Origin of the sequence: uncultured Thermomonas sp. (genome assembly GCF_937872235.1) — a bacterium.
Classification (GTDB): domain Bacteria; phylum Pseudomonadota; class Gammaproteobacteria; order Xanthomonadales; family Xanthomonadaceae; genus Thermomonas; species Thermomonas beijingensis.
The window spans coordinates 1-18943 of record NZ_CALMPC010000069.1 but is presented as its reverse complement, the minus strand read 5'-3'; the positions used below and the strand labels follow the sequence as shown (position 1 = coordinate 18943).

The window sequence follows — 18943 nt, the reverse complement described above, 5'->3', positions numbered from 1 at the left end:
CCGGCCATGCGGTTGTACGACCAGGTATCAAAGTTCAGGCAGGTGCGAATCAGCTGTTGTTGCAGCTCGCGTGAATTGGCGGTGTCGGACATCGCCGACACGGTGTCTAGCACCGCCGACGGCCAATCCACGGCATCGCCCAAGGTGGCCGCAGCCCACTGGCCCCACTGGTTGAGTTTGGAAGGGGTGAACGGCTCGACATGGCCGTCGCGTTTGATGATGGTTTGCAGCATGAGGTGTCCCCACCGGGAACCGCAGCGTCGTACGCGGCGATTCTTGACCAAGTGCCTGCTCCCGCGCGCAGGGCCAAGGGGTTGTCGCTGACACGGCAAACGCGCACGCCACGGGCATAGTTGCCCGCATCGCGACGCGCTTCCCCGCGGAAGCGGCCACCCGCACCGACATGCTGAGTCACGGCTGTCGCAACAGCTGCGACCGGGCAAGCCCGGTGTGCTGGCAGGTCTTCGGACTTGTGGACGTGGGGAGTCCCCGCCTACTGGGCGCCGCTTCCCGGGGTTACCCCCAGTGCCATTGACGCCGTTCGTTTCCACTTACCGCTGCGGGGCAGTTCCGGACTTGCACCGGATTCCCTTTTAAACCGGCCTGACGATCGCATCGAAGCCGGTACCAACCAACACAAGATATTGTGGTTTTCAAGATTGGTCAACACAGCATGTACGGATACTTCGGAGTCAATTTACAGCGCCGGGATTGGCCCCAACCGCGCTTGCAATTCACCTGCGTGCAAGTCGAAATGCAGCTGTAGGCCCAATGCATGCGCCATCGCCAGGACCAAGGCCAATCCCAGCCCGGCATGTTGGGGGTCGCCATCGCACTGCCCGCGCCAGTGGCGCTCGCCAAAGTGGCGGACGTCTTCTTCACGCAAATGACTTGCGCGGTTGCGCACGTGCAGCCACCAGCCGCCATCCAACTGCAAGCCCAATTGCACCGGTGCATCGGCATCACCGTATTCCAACGCGTTGTGCAGCAGATTGGCCGCGATGCGCTCCAACATGCCGGCATCGCACACCACCCACGCCTCTGCTGGCAATTGCAGATGCAAGCGTGGCTGCGCCAGTGATGCTGCCAACTGGCGCAGCAACGCGGCGGCATCCAAGGGATCGGTTTGTGGCGGCTCTTGCCCAGACTCAAACCGCGCCAACGCCAATAGCGCTTCAATCCCGCGCTGCATGCGGACATTGGTGGCGTGCACGGTGGTCAGTGCGCGCTTGAGCACATCCGCATCTTGCTGGCTCTGCGCCAGCTCGGTGACGGCGGCGATTTCTGCCACCGGCGTGCGCAGTTCATGCGCCACACTGCGCGACACGCGGCGCTCGCGTTCGGCCATGGCCCATGAATTGCGCAACGCCGCGTGCGCGGCTTCTACAAACGGCTGCAACTCTTGCGGGGTTTCGTTGAGTGCGCCCTGCACAGGTGGCCCATCCTGCGGCAAGCGCTGTGCTTCGCGGGTAATCGTGCGAAAGGCTTGCCGCACCACCAGCAAGCACAGCAATACCGCAGCGATCACCGCCGCCAAGATGCCAAGCAACAGCACCCCGTGCATGCGGCGCTCGGTGCTATCCCAGCTTTCGCGCTCGGTGGCGACCAACAGCCTGCCTTTGGCGAAGGCACCACGTTGCAGCAACACCACGTGATAACGGCCGCGATGCCCATCCGGTAACAACACATTCCCCGAACGCGCCGTGGTTGCCGGCAAGGCCAATGGGGTGCGACCACTGTTGATCGATGCCGCCCGCAACCGCCCACGCACATCGTAAACAGCGAAAAACTCGGTGTGCCCTGCGATATCCCACGCCGGCAATACCGCCGGTAGCGGTTCGTCGGAATTCTGAAGTTGCCGTGCCAGCGATGCCGCCCGCGACGACAACACTTGATCCAACTGTTGGAACATGGCGCGATCGACCAAAGCATCCAACGTCAAAAACAACCCGCCCAGCAACACGCCAATGGCCAGCACCAATTGCCACAGCAGGCGCGTGCGCAGCGACCACCGGTGCGGTTTATTCGATGACATAGCCAAATCCACGACGTGTGGCGATGGGGTCGGGTGCCCCGGCTTTATGCAGCTTGCCGCGCAGGGTACTGATGATGACTTCGACCACTTTGTCGGACGCTTCGCTGGTACTGTCATATAACCGATCGAAGATCGCAGCACGGGTGAATAATTTGCCGCGCTGCCGCAGCAACAATTCCAGCAACGCATATTCCTTGGGTGAAAGCTGCATGTCCTGGCCCTGCCAGCGTGCACGGCGGGCGTGCGTATCCACTTGCAAGGCTTGCCAGTGCAATAGCGACGTGCCGCCGTCACGTGGGCGTCGCGCCAGTGCGCGCACCCTTGCCAGCAATTCGTCCAAGGCAAAGGGCTTGCTCAAATAATCATCTGCCCCAGCATCCAGCGCGGCCACGCGGTCGGCCACGGTATCGCGTGCCGATAGCATCAACACTTGCGTGGGTGCCTGCGCGGCACGCAGCGCACGCAACACCCCCAGACCATCCACTCCCGGCAACATCCAATCCAAAACCAGCAAGTCATAGGCATTGCTGGCGATAAAACGCAGCGCCGCTGCACCATCGGCGGCATGGTCACAGGCGTGCCCTTCTGACTCCAAGGTGGCCCGCAGACTCTCCGCCAAGGTTTGCGAATCTTCGACGATCAGCAGCCGCATCGGCGCAGGCCGCCGTTAGTCCAGCACGCGGCAGAACACCGCCTTCAAATAGCGCGACTCCGGCACCTGCGCCAGCCACGGATGATCGGCACCGGCACCGGCCACCTTCAGCACCTGCACGGTGCGGCCAGCGTAAAACGCGGCACGCCGCAGCATGTCGAGGAATTGCTCTTCGCTGACCAAACCGGTGCAGCTGAACGTGGCAAACAGGCCGCCCGGTTTGACCGTGGCCAGCGCCAACTTGTTCATGTCGAGGTACTTCTTCAGCGCGGTGATGACCTGTTCGCGGTCGCGGGTCATCTTCGCCGGGTCCAGGATGACGACGTCATACAGATCGCCCTTGGCGGCCGCTTCGCGCAACCACGGAAAGATATCGGCCTGCACGAAACGCGGTTTGACGTGATTGAGATGCGCGTTGTCCTTGGCAATGTCGATCACCGCCGGGTCGATATCAATCCCCACCACGTCCGCTGCGCCGCGCACCGCGGCATACACCGCAAAACCGCCGGTGTTGCAGCACAAGTCCAGAACGCGCTTGCCGGTGCATTGATGACTCAGCCATTCGCGATTTTCGCGTTGGTCGGCAAAGAAACCGGTCTTGTGCGCACCGGCCGGATCCGCGCGAAATTGGATGCCGTATTCGCGGATGATGGCCGGCTGCGTGCCCAAGGTGTCCTTGTAGTCGAAGCTTTCCTGCTTCTGCACATGCTCATCGGCAAAACTGTGGAAACGGCAATTGGGAAAGAGTTCGCGCAGTGCGTTGAAAATCCATTCGCGATGCCGCCATGCGCCAGCGCTGAAAAACCCGACCACCAGCAAATCATCGTAGCGGTCGATCACCAGCCCGCTGATGCCATCACCTTCGCTATGGAAGACCCGCCATGCATTGCTCACCGCATCCAGCTGCAGAAACTCGCGACGCAACCGCACCGCTTCCGCAATCTTGCGCAAGAACCAGCCGGCATCCACCGCCACATCCGGGTCGTTTTCCAGCATGCGCAGCGCAATCCGCGAATGCCCGTTGTAGAAACCGCGCCCCATGAACACGCCGTCCACGCCCACCACCTCGACAATGCTGCCGGGCTTGGGCCGCTGCGCGGGCTTTTCGACCAAGCGCTGGAAAATCCACGGATGGGTGGAATGCCAGGCGTTCTTCAGGCGGACTTGGGGCAGGGGCTCGGTCATGGCGATATTCATGTTTCGGACGCAGGAATTGTGTATTGTCGCCCAAGAAGGGGAGTAACTCCGCGTACGGATGTCGTCAATACGGGTCTGCTGTTGCTCAGCACACATCCCGGCACCGTGGCAGGCCACTGGTCTGTGAGTGAGACCTTCGCCGAATGGCGAAGCGTGCCTCTTCCTTGCATCCTGCATGGACACGTCCGTCACTCACATGGCGGAGTTGGCATGCAAACGATTGGAACCCCCTTGCTGTGGCTGGTATTTGCCGGCGTGGTCGTGGCCGCGCTGGTGATCGACCTGGTGCTGATGCGCCACGGCGGCCCGCACAAAGTGACGTTCAAGGAAGCCACCTGGTGGAGCCTTGGCTGGGTGGCACTGGCACTGGCCTTCAACGGCTGGCTGTGGTGGTACACCGGGCAGCAGTTGGGCGTGGCGGCCGGCAATCGCATCGGCATGGAGTTCCTGACCGGCTATCTGGTGGAAAAAGCGCTGGCGATCGACAACATCTTTGTGTTCCTGATGTTGTTCGGCTATTTCGCCGTGCCCGAAGCGCAACGCCAGCGTGTGCTGGTGCTTGGCATCCTCGGTGCCATCCTATTGCGCGCGATCCTGATCTTCATCGGCGCAGCCTTGCTGGCACGCTTTCACTGGGTGCTGTACCTGTTCGGTGCATTCCTGCTGCTGACCGGCGTGAAAATGTGGCGGGCGGCGGGCGACCCACCGAATCTGGAACACAACCCGGTACTGCGCTGGGTCACCGCGCATTTGCCGTTCCTGCGCCGCTATTACGGCAGCGCGTTGTGGATTGGCGCAGGCAGCCGCCGCAAGTTCACCCCGCTGTTCATCGTGCTGGTGATGATTGCGATCACCGACGTGATCTTTGCGGTGGATTCGATCCCGGCGATCTTCGCGATCACCGCGGATCCGTTCATCGTGCTGACTTCGAACGTGTTTGCCGTGCTCGGCTTGCGTGCGATGTTCTTCCTGCTGCAGGGCATGGCCGACCGCTTCCATCTGCTGCCTTACGGGCTGGCCTTGGTGCTGTGCTTCATCGGCGTGAAGATGCTGTTGGCCGATCTCTACAAGGTGCCAATCCCGCTGGCATTGGGGATGGTGGCGCTGATCATCGGCAGCACGATTGCGTTGAGCCTGCTACGCCCCGCACACGCCAAGCCGGAACCGCCCTTGTCCTGACCGCCACGGCACCCCACTTTGACAGGATGTCCACGCCACTGCCCCGTGACGCCCAACGCCAAAGCGACCGCCGTCGCTTTCGGCGTGCCCTCAATGGCAGCCTTGCCTTCACGCTGCTGCTGTGGCTGTGCTTCATCGCCCAACAGACGTTCAATTGGGAATTCCTGAGCGTCACCCCGCATTCGATGGCAGGCTTGTTGGGCCTGCTGACCGCGCCCTTGTTGCATGGCTCGGTGGAACACATCCTGGCCAATACCACCGGCATATTGCTGCTGGGCACATTGGCCGGTACCACTTACCCGAAGGCGACCCTGCGCGCACTGCCGCTGCTGTGGCTGGGTTCCGGACTAGGCGCATGGCTGCTGGGCGATCCCGATTCGCATCACTTGGGGGTCAGCGGCGTCACCCATGGGCTGATGTTCCTGGTGTTCACGTTGGGCCTGTTGCGCCGCGACCGTGCTGCCATCGCGGCCGGCATGATCGCGTTTTTGTTTTTCGGCGGCATGTTGATGACCATCCTGCCGCACGAGGCCGGCGTGTCGTGGCAGTCACATCTGGGCGGCGCAGTAGGCGGTGTGGTGGCTGCGTTCCTGTTTCGTCACAGTGATCCGCTGCCGGTGCGGGCGAAATACAGCTGGGAGATTGAAGAAGAACTCGAACAACAGCGCAATGATCACGCCCACGACACCTTCGAACCCCGCGCCCCCGACGATGTACCGGTGTTGTGGCAGCACGCGGCCATGCCCGAAGAGCGCGGCAAGGTGCTGCCGTTTCGGCGGCCGGATTCCGTGGAATGAATCTGCATTGAGCTGCGGTTGCGGGTTTGCGCATTAAGCTTGCGCCCCATGCGTATTCCAGCCTTCAGTCTCACCAGCAGCGTGCTGTGTACCCTGCTTGCCGCCTGCGCCAGCACGCCTGCCCCCAAAGCGCCTGCCATCACCGCACCCACCGTGCAGGTACCGCCAGTCAAGGTTGGCTTGGCACTCGGCGGCGGCGCAGCCAAAGGGTTTGCGCATATCGGCGTGATCAAGATGCTGGACGCCAACGGCATCCATCCGGTGGTGGTGGCCGGCACCAGCGCCGGCAGCGTGGTCGGTGCACTGTATGCCAGCGGCATGGATGCCTATGCGCTGCAACAAAAAGCGGTGGCGTTGGATGAAGCATCGATTCGCGATGTCAGCCTGTTTTCCGGTGGTGTGGTGAAGGGCCAGAAGCTGGAGGATTACGTCAACGCGCAAGTGGGTGGGCGGAAATTCGAACAGCTCAAAAAGCCCTTCGCCGCAGTGGCAACACGGCTGGAAGACGGGCAACGCACGGTCTTCGTGCGTGGCAACGTGGGCCAGGCGGTGCGCGCCTCCAGCTCGATCCCGGGGGTGTTTGAAGCCGTGAGTATCGGCAAGTATCACTATGTGGACGGCGGCGTGACCAGTCCGGTGCCGGTGGATGCCGCGCGTGAGCTGGGTGCCGATTTTGTGATCGCGGTGGACATCAGCAGCAAGGCCAATGGCGTGGCCGATTCCGCCAGCTTGCTGGGTAATGTCAATCAGAGCATCACCATCATGGGCCAGAAATTGGGTGCGCTGGAATTGACGCGTGCCGACGTGGTAATTCGTCCCAAGGTCAACGACATCGGCGCTGCCGATTTCGCACAAAAAAACCGTGCGATCCTGGAAGGCGAACGTGCCGCGCAAGCCCTGCTGCCGCAAATCAAAGCCAAGCTTGCGCAACTGCAAGCCCAGCGCCAGGCACAAGCACAGCAAACGGCCAACATCAAAGCCGCACAAGCCCGTGAGGCCGAACGTACCGCCCGCTGCGCGCAGCAAACCGGCTGGCTGGACAAGCTGCGCCGCGATGCCGATTGCCGCGCCGATTAGCGCCCAGCCACCCCCACCCCATGGCGATACACCAGTTGACCACCCAGCCAGCCGGTGGCCAAGAGCACCAGCAAGCCCGCACCGCTGAGCAGAAGCGCCAGCACATCGGGCGCGATGAATTGTTGATGCTCGATTCGCAGAAACAAGCTGCCGGCATACAAACACCCACTGGCGAGTGCAAAGCTCATGTGGACGTTTGCCTTGCGCTCGGCAGGATGCCCAGCCGGCAGCTTCAGCAGTTCGACAAACCCTGCCACCGCGGCCAGCAATCCCGACCCACAGCCAATGGCGATTAACACCGCTGCCAACAGATGCAATTGTGCGGGCCACGCAAGCAATGCCACACCATCCGCGCAGCTGGCCAATGACCAGCAGGCAATGGGGAAATGCACCAAAGCAGGATGCGCAGGGTGTTTCATTGCATGGCCACCGCCGCAATCAACAGCAATGCACCAGTGACTGCAAGACTTGCATGGGTGAGCACCACACGCTTGAGTGCAACGCGCTTGCCATAGTGGATGGAGGCCAGATAGAAACCAAAACACGCGGTCACCAAAAACACGCACAGGGCCACCACCGGCAGCATGCCGATATGCTCTGCCGTCAAAATCGCCGCCCCCAGCAAGAGTAAGCCGCTGGCTCCTAGCATGGCATGCAATAGCGACACCACCCACGGCGCCAATTTTCCGCGCAATACAAACGAGGCTAACACCAGGCCACCACAGGCAGCCACCAAAAACACGATCAAGGCATACAGCAGCATAGGAATTCTCCGTGTGGCTCTGGGTTTTGCAGTGAATCAGGAATGCGTGATGGGGAGCTGCGCCACCCGCACCATCACCGCTTCGGTGGTGCGCGCACAGCGCTCGCCCATAAATGCAAAAGCATCCGCTGTGCTGCTGTTGATCCGGGCTTGCAGCGCCGCACGCAGTTGCCGGCGTGCACGGTGCAGACGGGTTTTCACAGTCTCTTCGCGAATCCCCAATGCGGTGGCGGTTTCCTCCACCGAACAGCCTTCCACATCGCGCAACAAATAGACCAGGCGAAATGCCTCCGGCAGTGCATCCACCGCATGTTCCAGTAATCGCCGCAGTTGCCCACGCGCTGCCGCATCCGCCGGATCATCGGTCAATGCATGGCCGGGAAAGGCGATGACCTGTGCCGATGTCGCCGATGCCTGTTCCAGTTGTTCGATGTCCACGGTCTCGCGCCTCCGACGCAGGCGGCCATAGGCTTCATTGAGTGCGATGCGGGTCAGCCACGTGGCCAGCGAAGATTCACCGCGAAAGCTGGCGATTTTTTCGTAGGCGTGCACATAGGCTTCCTGCACCACATCTTCGGCTTCACTCTCATCACGAATCACCCCGCGCACCACCCGGAACATGCGTTGGTTGCAACGCTGGGTGATCGTACGAAATGCTTCACACTGGCCGGCCTGCACGCAGGCCACCAAGGCGGCATCGGCCATGTCGGCATAGTTGGGTGCAGTGGTATTGGCTGCTATCGGCATATGTCCTCTCCCGAAATCAAGCGGATGCTGACAACGCTTTGAGAATATCGCTGCGATACGGTTCGTGCGCACACTCCCCCAGCAAGCGCCGGGTCACCATCGCCGCGCCATGGGCATGCACGCCGCGTGTGGTCATGCAGCCGTGGCTGGCCCGGATCACCACCGCCACCCCACGTGCTTGCAATGCATGCTGCAAGGTATCGGCAATTTCAGCGGTCAAACGTTCCTGGATCTGCAAGCGCCGCGCATACGCATCCACCAACCGCGCCAGCTTGGAAATGCCGACCACGTTTTCACCCGGCAGATAGGCCACATGTGCCACGCCTTGAATCGCAGCCATATGGTGTTCGCATACCGACTGCACCGGGATATCGCGCAACAAGATGAAATCGTCATAGCCGGAACGCTCAAACCGCCGGCCCAGAATCTTGACCGGGTCACGCCAATAACCACCGAACCATTCTTCATACGCCCGCACCACACGTGCCGGGGTGTCCTGCAACCCAACACGTGCGGGGTCATCACCTGCCCAACGGATCAACATGCGTACCGCTGCTTCCGCCTCAAGGCGACTGGGGCGCAGATCATCACGGGCTACTTCATGGAGGATGCTCTCGGTGGATGCGGCGGCAAGATCAAGCATGGCGGGCCTTCATCGTTGGTCTTGCCATGGCAGATGCAGTGGCGCGAAAAAGGTTCCGATAAATTTCAGTATCTGGATTTGCAACCTTTTCACGCGTTTTGCATCTGCCGTGCAAGAAGCTACCCACACATCGGCCAGAAGGAAATTGCAATGGGCAACACCACTTCGGTAACAGGTCCGGATTTCAGTCTCGGGATTGCACGCTCTGAAATTCCCACGCATGGCGTCTTGTCTGGCCATGTGCAGGGTACGGCAGTCCTGCTAGCCATGGTTGATGGCGAGATACATGCGGTTTCCGGCAGTTGTACCCATTACGGCGCACCGCTTGGCGAAGGACTGCGCGTGGGCGATGACATCCGCTGCCCCTGGCATCACGCCTGTTTCAGCCTGCGCACCGGTCAGGCGATTCATGCACCTGCGTTTTCACCACTGCAATGCTGGATGGTGGAAACCATTGGCGAAATGATTTTTGTGCGCGGCACTGCCAACCCCGTCCATACACCAGCGCCTGTAGCCATTGCCACGCCACAAAAAATTGTCATCGTCGGTGGCGGCGCAGCAGGGTTTGCCTGTGCACAACGCCTGCGTGAACGTGGCTACGCCGGCAGGTTGACCCTACTCAGTGCCGACACGTCGCCACCAGTGGATCGGCCCAATCTCTGCAAGGATTATCTGGCTGGCAGTGCACCAGAAGAGTGGATCCCGCTGCAGCCTGCTGCGTTTTATCACGAGCAACGCATCGAGCTTCACCTTGATTGCGAAATTGGCCACCTGGATTGTGCCGCCCATCAAGTCAGTACCCGCACTGGAATGACCTTTGATTACGATGCACTGCTACTAGCGACTGGCGCCGAACCGAATCGACTGCCCGGTTTCGATTTCCCGAATGTATTTACCCTGCGCACGCTAGACGATAGCCGCAAACTCATTGCAGGCCTTCATGCAGCCAAGACCGTGGCCATCATCGGCGCAGGCTTCATTGGCCTGGAAGCCGCCGGCGCACTACGCAGCCGTGGCCTTGATGTGCATGTGATCACCCCCGAAGCATTACCACTTGCACGCATCGTGGGTGATGTTCTGGCTGCCGATCTACTCAAACGGCACCGCACGCAGGGCGTGGTGTTCCATCTGGATTGCAAACCGCATCACTTCGATGGCCAGACACTGACGCTGAGCAACGCCGACACACTTGCCGTCGATGCCGTTCTGATTGGCGTGGGGGTAAAACCACGCACCGCATTGGCTGTCAGCAGCGGGCTCATTGTCGATAACGGCATTCGCGTGGATGCACAGCTACGCACCTCTGCACCCGATGTGTATGCCGCAGGCGATGTCGCCAGCTACCCGCACGCAGGAACGCATGTTCGCGTCGAACATTGGGTGCATGCACAGCGGCAAGGCCAATGCGTTGCCGATGGCATGCTGGGGGATGTCAGCGCGTTTGCTGTACCGCCATTTTTCTGGACGCACCATTACGGCATCGACTTGCGCTACGTGGGCCACGGGCGTGGTTGGAATCGCGTTGAAATAGACGGCGATCCCGCTACCGATGATTGCCTTGTCCGCTATTTCAAAGATGCAGTGTTGGTGGCCGCCGCCAGTATCGGGCGCGACCGCGACCTGTTGGAGATCGAAGCCCAGCTTGCGACTCGTGAGTGATCGCTGCCAACAAGAGCTTCAATCATCGTACTGCATTGATAACAAACGGCCCGCTTGCGCGGGCCGTTCGTGTTTGCCTAATGCCAGATCATCAACTGACGCTGACTGCACTCCATGCCGCGGCCACCGCGTTGTACTCGGCAGAACCATTGCCGTACAACTCCGCTGCCGCACTCAAGGTCGCACTGCGCGCACCGGCATAGTTGGTGGTGGAGGTCATGTAGGCGGTCAGTGCCAGATACCAGATTTTGCTGGCCTTGTCGCGACCGATGCCAGCAAGCGCCGTATTACCGTTGCACACCAGCTTTGCAGGAGTCAGGTTGGCCCACGTGCCGGCACCAAACCCACTGGGTACCACCGCACCTTCCGCCAGCAGATAGTAGAAATGGTTGGCTACACCCGAACTGTAGTGCACATCCAGCGAGCCGACCGAGGATGAATAGCAGTCGGCCGAAGCCTTGTCCAAACTGGGCTTGAACATCCAGCGAATCGCCTTCTTCATATCGGCATTATTCGGAAACAGCTTCTCACCCATCACGTAGTCGCCTGGATCCGCGGCATTGCTGGCGTAGTACTCGACCATGGTGCCGAAGATGTCGGAGGTGGCTTCATTCAAGCCGCCCGACTCACCGCTGTACACCAGTGCTGCCGAACGGCTGGTGACACCGTGCGACATTTCATGGCCAGCCACATCGATGGCGACCAATGGATAGATGGTGGCACCGTTATCGCCATCACCGAAGGTCATGCAATAGCAACCATCGCTCCAGAAGGCATTCTGGTAGTTGCGGCCGTAATGCACGCGGGTAATGGCACCCGTGCCCGCGCCGTCGATGCCGTGGCGGTTATGCACGTTCAAGTAGTAATCCCACGTTGTCGCAATGCCGTACTGTGCATCCGCACCCACGGTCTGCGAGTTGGTGACCAAGTTGTTGCCCCACGTATTGCTGCTGGCGGTAAACACATTGCCCATGCCGATGGTCTTCATCGCCATGTTGTGGGTAGCGCCGCCACCGCGGGTGGTATCCACCATGCTGTAGCTGCTGCCACACAGGGAGGTGTTCAGCGTCACGTTGCCTTCGGTCAGTGTCTTGCCAATGCCCACGGCCGGGGTGCAGCTGCCGCCGCCGCCACCCGGACCCGGCTTGGCGGTATTGACGCCATCCCATTGATCCAGAATCTTGCCGTTGCGGGCATCGACGAAATAATGCATTTCGGTCGGAGTTTGGTCGGCCTTGATGCCGTTGAAGACCACTTCATGCGCTAACACCGGCACGGTGTTGCGGGCATACACCACGGTGCGTGCAGTCGGTGCACCGAAGAACTGGGTGCCAAAGTGCGCACCGGCTTCGACGATGGCCTGATCACGGCTGACCTGTGCACGCAACGACGGACGCTGTGCACTGGTCAAGGTCTGGCTGACGCTGGACAGCTTGCCATTGCGCGAATGCACTACGAAATCGCCACCGATGACCGGCAGGCCATTCCACGTCCGGTTGTAGCGTACGTGCTCGGTGCCCTTGGCATCGACCACCGCGTCTTTGGCCACCAATACATCGGCCGGTGCACGACGCAGCAAGTTGGCGTTGCCACCAATCAGCAGATCCGCGCGGGCAATGGCCGCAGACTTGAGGGATACCGCTGCATCCGCCGGCGCCGCAGCAACGGCCAGGGTGGACGCAATGGCGAGAGACAACAAACTGGCTTGTACTTTCATGGCGCGTTCTCCGTTGTAAACAGTTTCCGACCGTTGCCGTGCCGGGGATGGGTCAACTCTTCAGCGGGTGGCAGCACGCCCGCCTGGTAACGCTTGCATCCGGATCGGTGCCGGCGTCAGCAAAATGGCATCCTCAAAATACGCCACGCGCAATTGCAGGCCGCGCGGCGAATAGCCAATGAACACTGCCTCAAATCCAGGCACGATGGCCTGGTTATAGGCATGCGCGATCTTGGCGTTTTCGATTTCCAGCAAGATCCCCAAACCTTCGGCCTGCGCCAACGATTGGTTATACGTTTGCAGCACCTGTTTGCATGCCTGATAAAACGCCAGCTCCTGATGTTGCCCGCGCAAGGCCTTGGCAAAAAACTGGCGGTAGTAATACATCGGTTGGCGCAAGCGCGGCAGCACTTTGACTATCGCCGTGCCCACTCCACACAACTGGCCGGCATCATCCCGCGCGACGCACACGGCTTGCTCGGCACGCGCATTCGCGACGGCTTGGTCGCCAATTGCATTGTGCTGTTTCCAGAACGCAACGATTTCCTGCGCCAATTCCGGCGTTACTTGCTTCCAGACCGGATGAAACGTGGCCTTCACTTGGCAGCGCCCTTCGCAGCTTCCTTGGGCGCCAAGGCTTCCACCAACTTCAAGTACTCACCGAACTCCAACTTGCCATCGGCATTGACATCGAAGCGGGCCAGTGGCGGCGCCGTCTTGCCGGCATTTTTGATCAGCACCAGATTGCCGTATTCACTGGCGTCGATGGCACCATCGTGATTGGCATCCAGCGTGGCAAATTGGCGGCGCAATTGCACCTGCAGTTGTGCAGCCGCCTGCGCCTGCTGCCAGCCGGCACGAAACTCCGGCAGCGACAATTGGCCATCGGCATTCTTGTCCCACTGCTTGAAGGTTTCCGCCGCCATGTCTTTGGTTGCGGGTGCAGCTGGCACCGCTGCCGTGGCTGGCTTGTGGGTCTGCGCTTGTGCGCCCTGGGCGATCAGCATGCCCAACGCCAGTGCGGCCAGAGAAAGTGAATGCATCATGCGATTGCAGCCTCCGCCGGGATGTCGGATTCAAATGTGATCAAGTCGCGAATTTCCGCGGTGCGCAGGCCGATCATCATCGGGTGCTTCACATTCGGCAGAAAACTGATATCGAAGATTTCAGTGATGTCACCTTCGAATCGGATCCAGTTCATCACGTCGCCATTGGTCAGCGAAATGATCTGCACGCCGCACCACGGATCGGCATCTCGCTTCTTCAATTCTTCGTCAAGCTGCAAGCCTTCGAAGCGCTGATTACGCGGCTTCGAGAGCCCCACCGCTGCGACATTGCCAATCATCGACAAGCCGCGTGCAAAGCCTGGCACGAAGGCGTGCGGCACAAAGGCTTTTTTGTCGAAATCCACCCAGCCCAAATAACCGGTGCCGGCATTGAGCAGCCACAGCTTGCCGTTATGCCAACGCGGCGAATGCGGCATCGACAGGCCTTCGCACACGATTTCATCGGTGTCGATGTCGATCACCACGCCACCGTCATGCCGGCGGTCGCGCCAGCCGTCGACACTGTCGCTCTTGCACACCGCAGTGACGTATTTGGGTTCGCCATCGACCATCGCAAGACCGTTCAAATGGCAGCGGTCCTCCGGCGCCAGCTTGCTGATGAATTTGGGCTTCCAGATCGCCTTGAAGCTGTGGGTCTGGCTCAGTTCTGACAAGCAGGAATATTTGGTGTTGATGAACACCACCTTGCCATTCTTGCGGATACCCAATTCGTGGATGTCCAGATCGCCGATGGTCTGCGCGTTGCGCGGTACATAGCACTTATCGAACTGGCCATGGATGACCTCGTTCGGACGCAGCACATTTTCGAACCGCCACAACTGATACAAGCCACCCAGATAGATGCGTTGGGCATTGCCCACCACACCCATTGCGCGCTCGAAAATGCGTTCGAAAAACGACACGCGACCCTGCTGATCGCTGCCGACCAGATAGATGCGCCCGGTTTGGTAGGAGGTGATGGCCAGTGACAAGCGATGTTGTCCCAGCCATCCGGCCAGCCCACGCGAGCAGCCTTTTTCAACCTTGAGTTGGGTCAGATCACGCGGTGCTTGGCCTGGCTTGGCGGCATCGGCAGAAGTTCTGGCTTCGGTGGTTGCTGGCGCTGCCGGAGCCTCCGTTGTCAGAGCGTCCAGCCCGGTGTCCAGCTCAGGGGTGTCCTGATTTGACTGGATCGAGGACTGATCAGGTACTACATTCGGATTGTTTTCGTTGGCCACGTGTTATCCAGACTACAAATTACGAATTCCGGGCCCGACGGTTCGCCGGGCCCGGGATCAAGCGGTTACCAAGAGAAGCGCACGCTGGCCTGGCCACCCACAAAGCTCTTGTAGGCGCCGCCATCGGCCCAGTTGGCACCAATGTTGAAGCCGAAGCCCCCCTTCTGCACACCCAGGCCCAATTCCGCCATGGCACTGGTCCCGCGAGTGTCGGTATTGCCGTAGAAGTTGCCGACGGTGTAGGTGCTCTTGCCGTTGATATCGCGCACGGCGTTGAGCGAGCCATACGGCGTCCAGCGCACATCACCTACCTGGAAGGTCTTGTTCATTTCCAAGCCCAGGCGGGCGCGGGTGAAGGTGCCACCGTGCGATTCGAAGTTGACGCGATCACCAAAGAAGTTCTTCAGATCTTCCACATGGGTGCGGGTGTACTGCACCTGTGGCACCAAGTTGAAGGTACCCACGTTCCACTCGTAGCCCGCTTCCAGGCTCCATGCGGTGGTGTTCGAACGGCTGGTCAGCAAGCCCGCTGCCGACGTCGAGCGGATATCTGCACCCATCTTGCGGGCATTGAAGTCGACGTAGAAGCTGCCCGGCACGTACCAGGTGGCATAACCACCCACCGTTGCACCGTTCAAGCGGTTTTCACCCACGCCGCCATCGGCTAGGCGCTGACGGCTGTCCGCGTTGCCCAACACCAGGCCGGCATGCAAGTTCTCGAACAGGTTGGCATTGATGCCAAATTCACGACCCCAGCTGGACTGGCTGTAGTTGAAGTGCCCACCCTGCCCAAAGTTGCCGGCCAGGTGATCAGGCTGCATGTCGCCTTGATCGGTATAGCCACGAATGAAGGCGCTCAATACCTTGCCGGCATCACCGTAGGGATTCACACCCAAACGCTGACGGAAGGTGCCCATCTGCGTGTTCATCACGCCGGCAGCACCCGCAGCAGCCGAAGCGGCCAATGCACCGGTATCGTTCAAACCGTTGACATCGATATTGACCGAGAACTTGTCCGGCGTGGTGTTGGTGGCATCCAGCTGGCTGCTGACGGTCAGGCCCACATCAAGGAAGTTGGCTGCGTAGTTGTAGCCGATCATCTGCCCGGCGACGAAGTTGCCAGCTGCCGAAGTGCCACTGACGGTGGCAAATACCGACGAGGCGTGCGCCGTCAACGGCATGCCGGTAAACAGGACATTGACTTTCTGCGCCGCCGTGGTGGCCATATTGCCGGTGACTGCAATCTGATCCACGCTGTTGTTGACCAGATTCAGATCCAGGTTGAGATTACCGGAGCCTGCAAAGGTTCCCGTGATAGCCAGCTTGTCGGTGGTCGCCCCATTGAGGAAGTTCAGCAAGCCACCACTGGTGAAGGTTCCGGCAGCCCCCACGTCAATGGTGTTGCCGCTGCCGATACTTTGGATGGTGCCACCATTGATGAAGCTGTTGGCACCGGCCCCCATCTGGATGCTGCCGCCGGTCAGGGTGATCAGGCCACCGTTGTTCACCAGGTCGTTACCATCGCCGAAGCTGACCACACCGCCTGTACCAATGGTCAGCGTACCCGCATTGACCCAGCTGTCATCGCCGGCCCCCATTTCGATCTTGCCGCTGCCCACGGTGATCTTGCCGCCGACCGAATTGTTGACCGTGTCATTGCCGTCGCCGAAATCGGTATGCGTGGTACCCATTAGATCCCACACACCGCCGGCCAAGTTGTTGAGGACATCATTGCCCGCATACAAATTCAGCGCACCCATCAGCTTGCCGCTGTTATTGATGACTTCAACACCATCACCACCAATCACCGCAAACGCATAGCCATCCGCACCATCCGCACGGACCATGCCCGCGGCAAGATTATTCAGTGTGTTGGTGCCGTTGGTGCCCTTGAACACCACACCCGCCGACAGGTCGCCACCGCTGGCATGAATCTGGCCGGCGTTATTGACCGTGGCGTTGCCGGTGGCGCTGGTCAACTGGATGCCAGCTGCCATGCTGCCGTTGCCGGCTTCCACAGAACCGGTGGCGGTATTGTTGACCACGATATTGCCATACGCCTCGGCAACGATGCCGATGGAGGTTCCCGTCGATGTGGCCGACACACTGCCGCTGTTGTTGATCGTTGCCATCCCGTGAGCGGCTTGTACCGAGACACCATAAGCGCCGTAATCGCCGCCCTGCGCGGAAATCATGCCGCCGTTGCTGGCCTGTGCATTGCCCGCCGCCGAGTAGCTGGTGACACCAATCGCCATGCCGTAGGTGGATTTGGCGGTGATATGACCGGTATTGGTGGCACTGGAGTTACCGCCACCGCTATAGGCCTGAATCCCGACGCCGCCACCCAGCACACCCGTCGCACTGATGTCGCCGGCATTGCTGATCGCAACATTACCGAGTTCCGAGCGCCCTTCGATACCGATCGCCACCAACAACGCGGAGGCGTTGATATGGCTGCTTGAGGTGGTGCTGACGAGGGTGCCATAGTACGAACGCGCAGCAATGCCCGTGGCCGTGTAGTAGGCATTGGCGGTGATGTTGCCGCTGTTGCCCACTTGCGCATAGGCCCCGCGGGCAAGCACGCCATAGGCATTGGTTCCCGGGTACAAATCGCCACCGGAAACTGCCGTGATATCACCACTGTTCACCACCGTCGCGGTACCGTAATCGGCGCGTGCAAACACACCCACTGCCGGATTGTTTCCGCTTTGAATCGTGATGTGGCCGCTGTTGCTCACGCCAGCGTCACCGGCAGCAGCAAGGGCGAAGACACCCACTGCCTGACCGTAGGCGTAACCTTCAATTGTCCCGGCATTGACCACACCGACATCGCCCGAGTAGGCAATCCCCAATACACCAAAGCCCCTGCCGAGATAGGAATAGAAGCCAATTTCACCGCCTGCGGCGTTGTTGATGCCGACGTCGCCTGCCGCCGAGGTCGCGAAGACACCGTAGGCGTACTTGCCATTGGCATAAATCGAGCCGCTGTTGTACAGCGTTGCTCCCTGTTGGCCCTGCACGTCCACGCCACGCGTAGGTGCACCGAGCAACGCTTGCGAAACGGCACTGACACTGCCTGTATTGCTCACTGCCGCCGCGCCATTGCCGGCAAATGCCACGATGCCGGTGGCACCGTAATAGGCCGTTGCAGCCGAACTGGCGCTGATATCACCGGAATTGACCACCAGCGCATCACCTGCAAACGACAGTGCCGCCACGCCAATTGCCGCACCCTCAGAGGCTGCCGTGATGTGGCCGCTGTTGCCAACGGCGGTATCGCTATCGCCTGACGCAAATACACCGTAAACACCCGCGCCGTACTTGTTGGCCTGGCTGGCAAGAATATCGCCACTATTGACCACCGTTACCGTACCACCGATACCGCTGGACACTGCGGAAATACCGAATGCACCGAATGTGCCGTTGGCGGTGATGTCAGCCGAATTCACGACCTGCACGGCTGCGCCCTCACCACCGCTGCTGGCGGCGATACCGGTGGCCAGTTGGGTGCCGTAATACAGGGTGTAACCGTAGCCCATGTCGTACTGGTTCAAACCTGAGCCGGCATCGATATTGCCGCTATTGGCAACGCTGATGTCGCCCAAGGACTGCACTTCGATACCCGTGGCGTAACCTGCGTCGACTGCGATGTTGCCGCTGTTGACCACCACCGCGCCACCTTCACCTGCGGTGGCGTAAATGCCGAACGCAGTACCACCATTGGCGGCGGCAACAATATTGCCATCCGGATCAGCCACCTGACCGAACACACTGGCGGCGGCACTGATGGCAGCAGAATTGGTGACCGCCACTGCGTTGCTGCCCTGCGCTTCGATACCGGCGGCCCACGTGTTACCGACAGCCTCCAGTGCTCCGCTGTTGGCCACACTCACATCCATGCCGGATGCGAAAATGGCATCGGCCAGCCCGTTGTAGGAGTCCGCAGAAACGCTGCCTGAGTTGGTCACCGAGGTATTGCCGTACATCGAATAGCCATACAGACCAATCGCACTACCTGCGTTGCTGTAAGTCATGACGCTGCCGTGGTTTTCGATCACGACATCGCCGCCAATCGAATAGCCGCGAATGCCATTGGCATCGCCATACAACGACAACGCCTGGATCGCGCCAGTATTGCCAACGGCCACATTGCCAAGCACCGAACTTGCAGCGATGCCGTCCGCCCCCAGTAC

The 18943-nt window shown here is 60.2% G+C and carries 17 protein-coding genes and 1 riboswitch; of the genes, 4 read left to right on the top strand and 13 right to left on the bottom strand.

Annotated features, from left to right (window positions below; genetic code table 11):
• From QWB57_RS05960 to QWB57_RS05945, 4 genes are all read right to left on the bottom strand, one after another.
• Positions 1–233: ATP cone domain-containing protein (locus QWB57_RS05960; RefSeq protein ID WP_288968760.1), on the bottom strand; the 233-nt coding region annotated here is incomplete at its 3' end.
• Between the two features lie 204 nt (positions 234–437).
• Positions 438–647: riboswitch (cobalamin riboswitch) on the bottom strand.
• A 50-nt stretch (positions 648–697) separates the two neighbouring features.
• Positions 698–2035: a histidine kinase dimerization/phospho-acceptor domain-containing protein gene (locus tag QWB57_RS05955; RefSeq protein ID WP_288968758.1), complete on the bottom strand. Its 1338-nt coding sequence runs from the start codon at positions 2033–2035 to the stop codon at positions 698–700.
• On the bottom strand, positions 2022–2687 hold the full coding sequence (locus QWB57_RS05950; RefSeq protein ID WP_223629032.1) for a response regulator transcription factor: 666 nt from the start codon (positions 2685–2687) through the stop codon (positions 2022–2024). Before QWB57_RS05950 ends, QWB57_RS05955 begins: the two co-directional genes overlap by 14 nt.
• A gap of 15 nt (positions 2688–2702) precedes the next feature.
• Positions 2703–3872 (bottom strand): class I SAM-dependent rRNA methyltransferase, encoded by a 1170-nt coding sequence (locus QWB57_RS05945; RefSeq protein WP_288968756.1) that lies wholly within the window; start codon positions 3870–3872, stop codon positions 2703–2705.
• A gap of 222 nt (positions 3873–4094) precedes the next feature.
• On the opposite strand from QWB57_RS05945, the gene QWB57_RS05940 reads away from it, so the two are divergent.
• From QWB57_RS05940 to QWB57_RS05930, 3 genes are read left to right on the top strand one after another with little or no spacing between them, the layout of a single operon-like run.
• Entirely contained in the window at positions 4095–5063 is a 969-nt protein-coding gene (locus QWB57_RS05940; RefSeq protein WP_223629030.1) for a TerC family protein, read from the top strand.
• Positions 5064–5089: 26 nt separating this feature from the next.
• Positions 5090–5860 carry a rhomboid family intramembrane serine protease gene (locus QWB57_RS05935; RefSeq protein WP_288968753.1) on the top strand — a complete coding sequence of 257 codons (771 nt, stop codon included), beginning with the start codon at positions 5090–5092 and terminating at the stop codon, positions 5858–5860.
• Between the two features lie 48 nt (positions 5861–5908).
• Positions 5909–6937, top strand: coding sequence for a patatin-like phospholipase family protein (locus QWB57_RS05930; protein WP_223629028.1), 1029 nt, complete (start codon positions 5909–5911; stop codon positions 6935–6937).
• Here QWB57_RS05930 and QWB57_RS05925 read toward each other — a convergent pair.
• From QWB57_RS05925 to folE, 4 genes are read right to left on the bottom strand one after another with little or no spacing between them, the layout of a single operon-like run.
• Positions 6934–7356, bottom strand: coding sequence for a DUF2231 domain-containing protein (locus tag QWB57_RS05925; RefSeq protein WP_288968751.1), 423 nt, complete (start codon positions 7354–7356; stop codon positions 6934–6936). The two genes, QWB57_RS05930 and QWB57_RS05925, sit on opposite strands and share 4 nt — an antisense overlap.
• The gene (locus QWB57_RS05920; RefSeq protein WP_223629026.1) at positions 7353–7700 is read right to left on the bottom strand and encodes a hypothetical protein; all 348 of its coding nucleotides are present in this window, start codon (positions 7698–7700) and stop codon (positions 7353–7355) included. Before QWB57_RS05920 ends, QWB57_RS05925 begins: the two co-directional genes overlap by 4 nt.
• 36 nt (positions 7701–7736) lie before the next feature.
• Positions 7737–8447: an RNA polymerase sigma factor gene (locus QWB57_RS05915; protein ID WP_288968749.1), complete on the bottom strand. Its 711-nt coding sequence runs from the start codon at positions 8445–8447 to the stop codon at positions 7737–7739.
• A gap of 16 nt (positions 8448–8463) precedes the next feature.
• Positions 8464–9090 (bottom strand): GTP cyclohydrolase I, encoded by a 627-nt coding sequence (folE, locus tag QWB57_RS05910; protein ID WP_288968747.1) that lies wholly within the window; start codon positions 9088–9090, stop codon positions 8464–8466.
• Between the two features lie 150 nt (positions 9091–9240).
• On the opposite strand from folE, the gene QWB57_RS05905 reads away from it, so the two are divergent.
• Positions 9241–10749, top strand: coding sequence for an FAD-dependent oxidoreductase (locus tag QWB57_RS05905; protein ID WP_288968745.1), 1509 nt, complete (start codon positions 9241–9243; stop codon positions 10747–10749).
• A 91-nt stretch (positions 10750–10840) separates the two neighbouring features.
• On the opposite strand, the gene QWB57_RS05900 is transcribed toward QWB57_RS05905, so the two are convergent.
• From QWB57_RS05900 to QWB57_RS05880, 5 genes are all read right to left on the bottom strand, one after another.
• On the bottom strand, positions 10841–12466 hold the full coding sequence (locus QWB57_RS05900) for a M4 family metallopeptidase (RefSeq protein WP_288968744.1): 1626 nt from the start codon (positions 12464–12466) through the stop codon (positions 10841–10843).
• A 60-nt stretch (positions 12467–12526) separates the two neighbouring features.
• The gene (locus QWB57_RS05895) at positions 12527–13066 is read right to left on the bottom strand and encodes a hypothetical protein (protein ID WP_223629021.1); all 540 of its coding nucleotides are present in this window, start codon (positions 13064–13066) and stop codon (positions 12527–12529) included.
• Complete coding sequence (locus QWB57_RS05890; protein WP_223629020.1) at positions 13063–13509, bottom strand: hypothetical protein; 447 nt, start codon at positions 13507–13509, stop codon at positions 13063–13065. The genes QWB57_RS05895 and QWB57_RS05890 overlap by 4 nt, the downstream gene beginning before the upstream one ends.
• Positions 13509–14750 carry a TIGR03032 family protein gene (locus tag QWB57_RS05885; protein WP_288968742.1) on the bottom strand — a complete coding sequence of 414 codons (1242 nt, stop codon included), beginning with the start codon at positions 14748–14750 and terminating at the stop codon, positions 13509–13511. Before QWB57_RS05885 ends, QWB57_RS05890 begins: the two co-directional genes overlap by 1 nt.
• A gap of 65 nt (positions 14751–14815) precedes the next feature.
• Positions 14816–18943, bottom strand: a 4128-nt coding sequence (locus QWB57_RS05880) for a hypothetical protein (RefSeq protein WP_288968741.1), incomplete at its 5' end; no start/stop codon positions are given.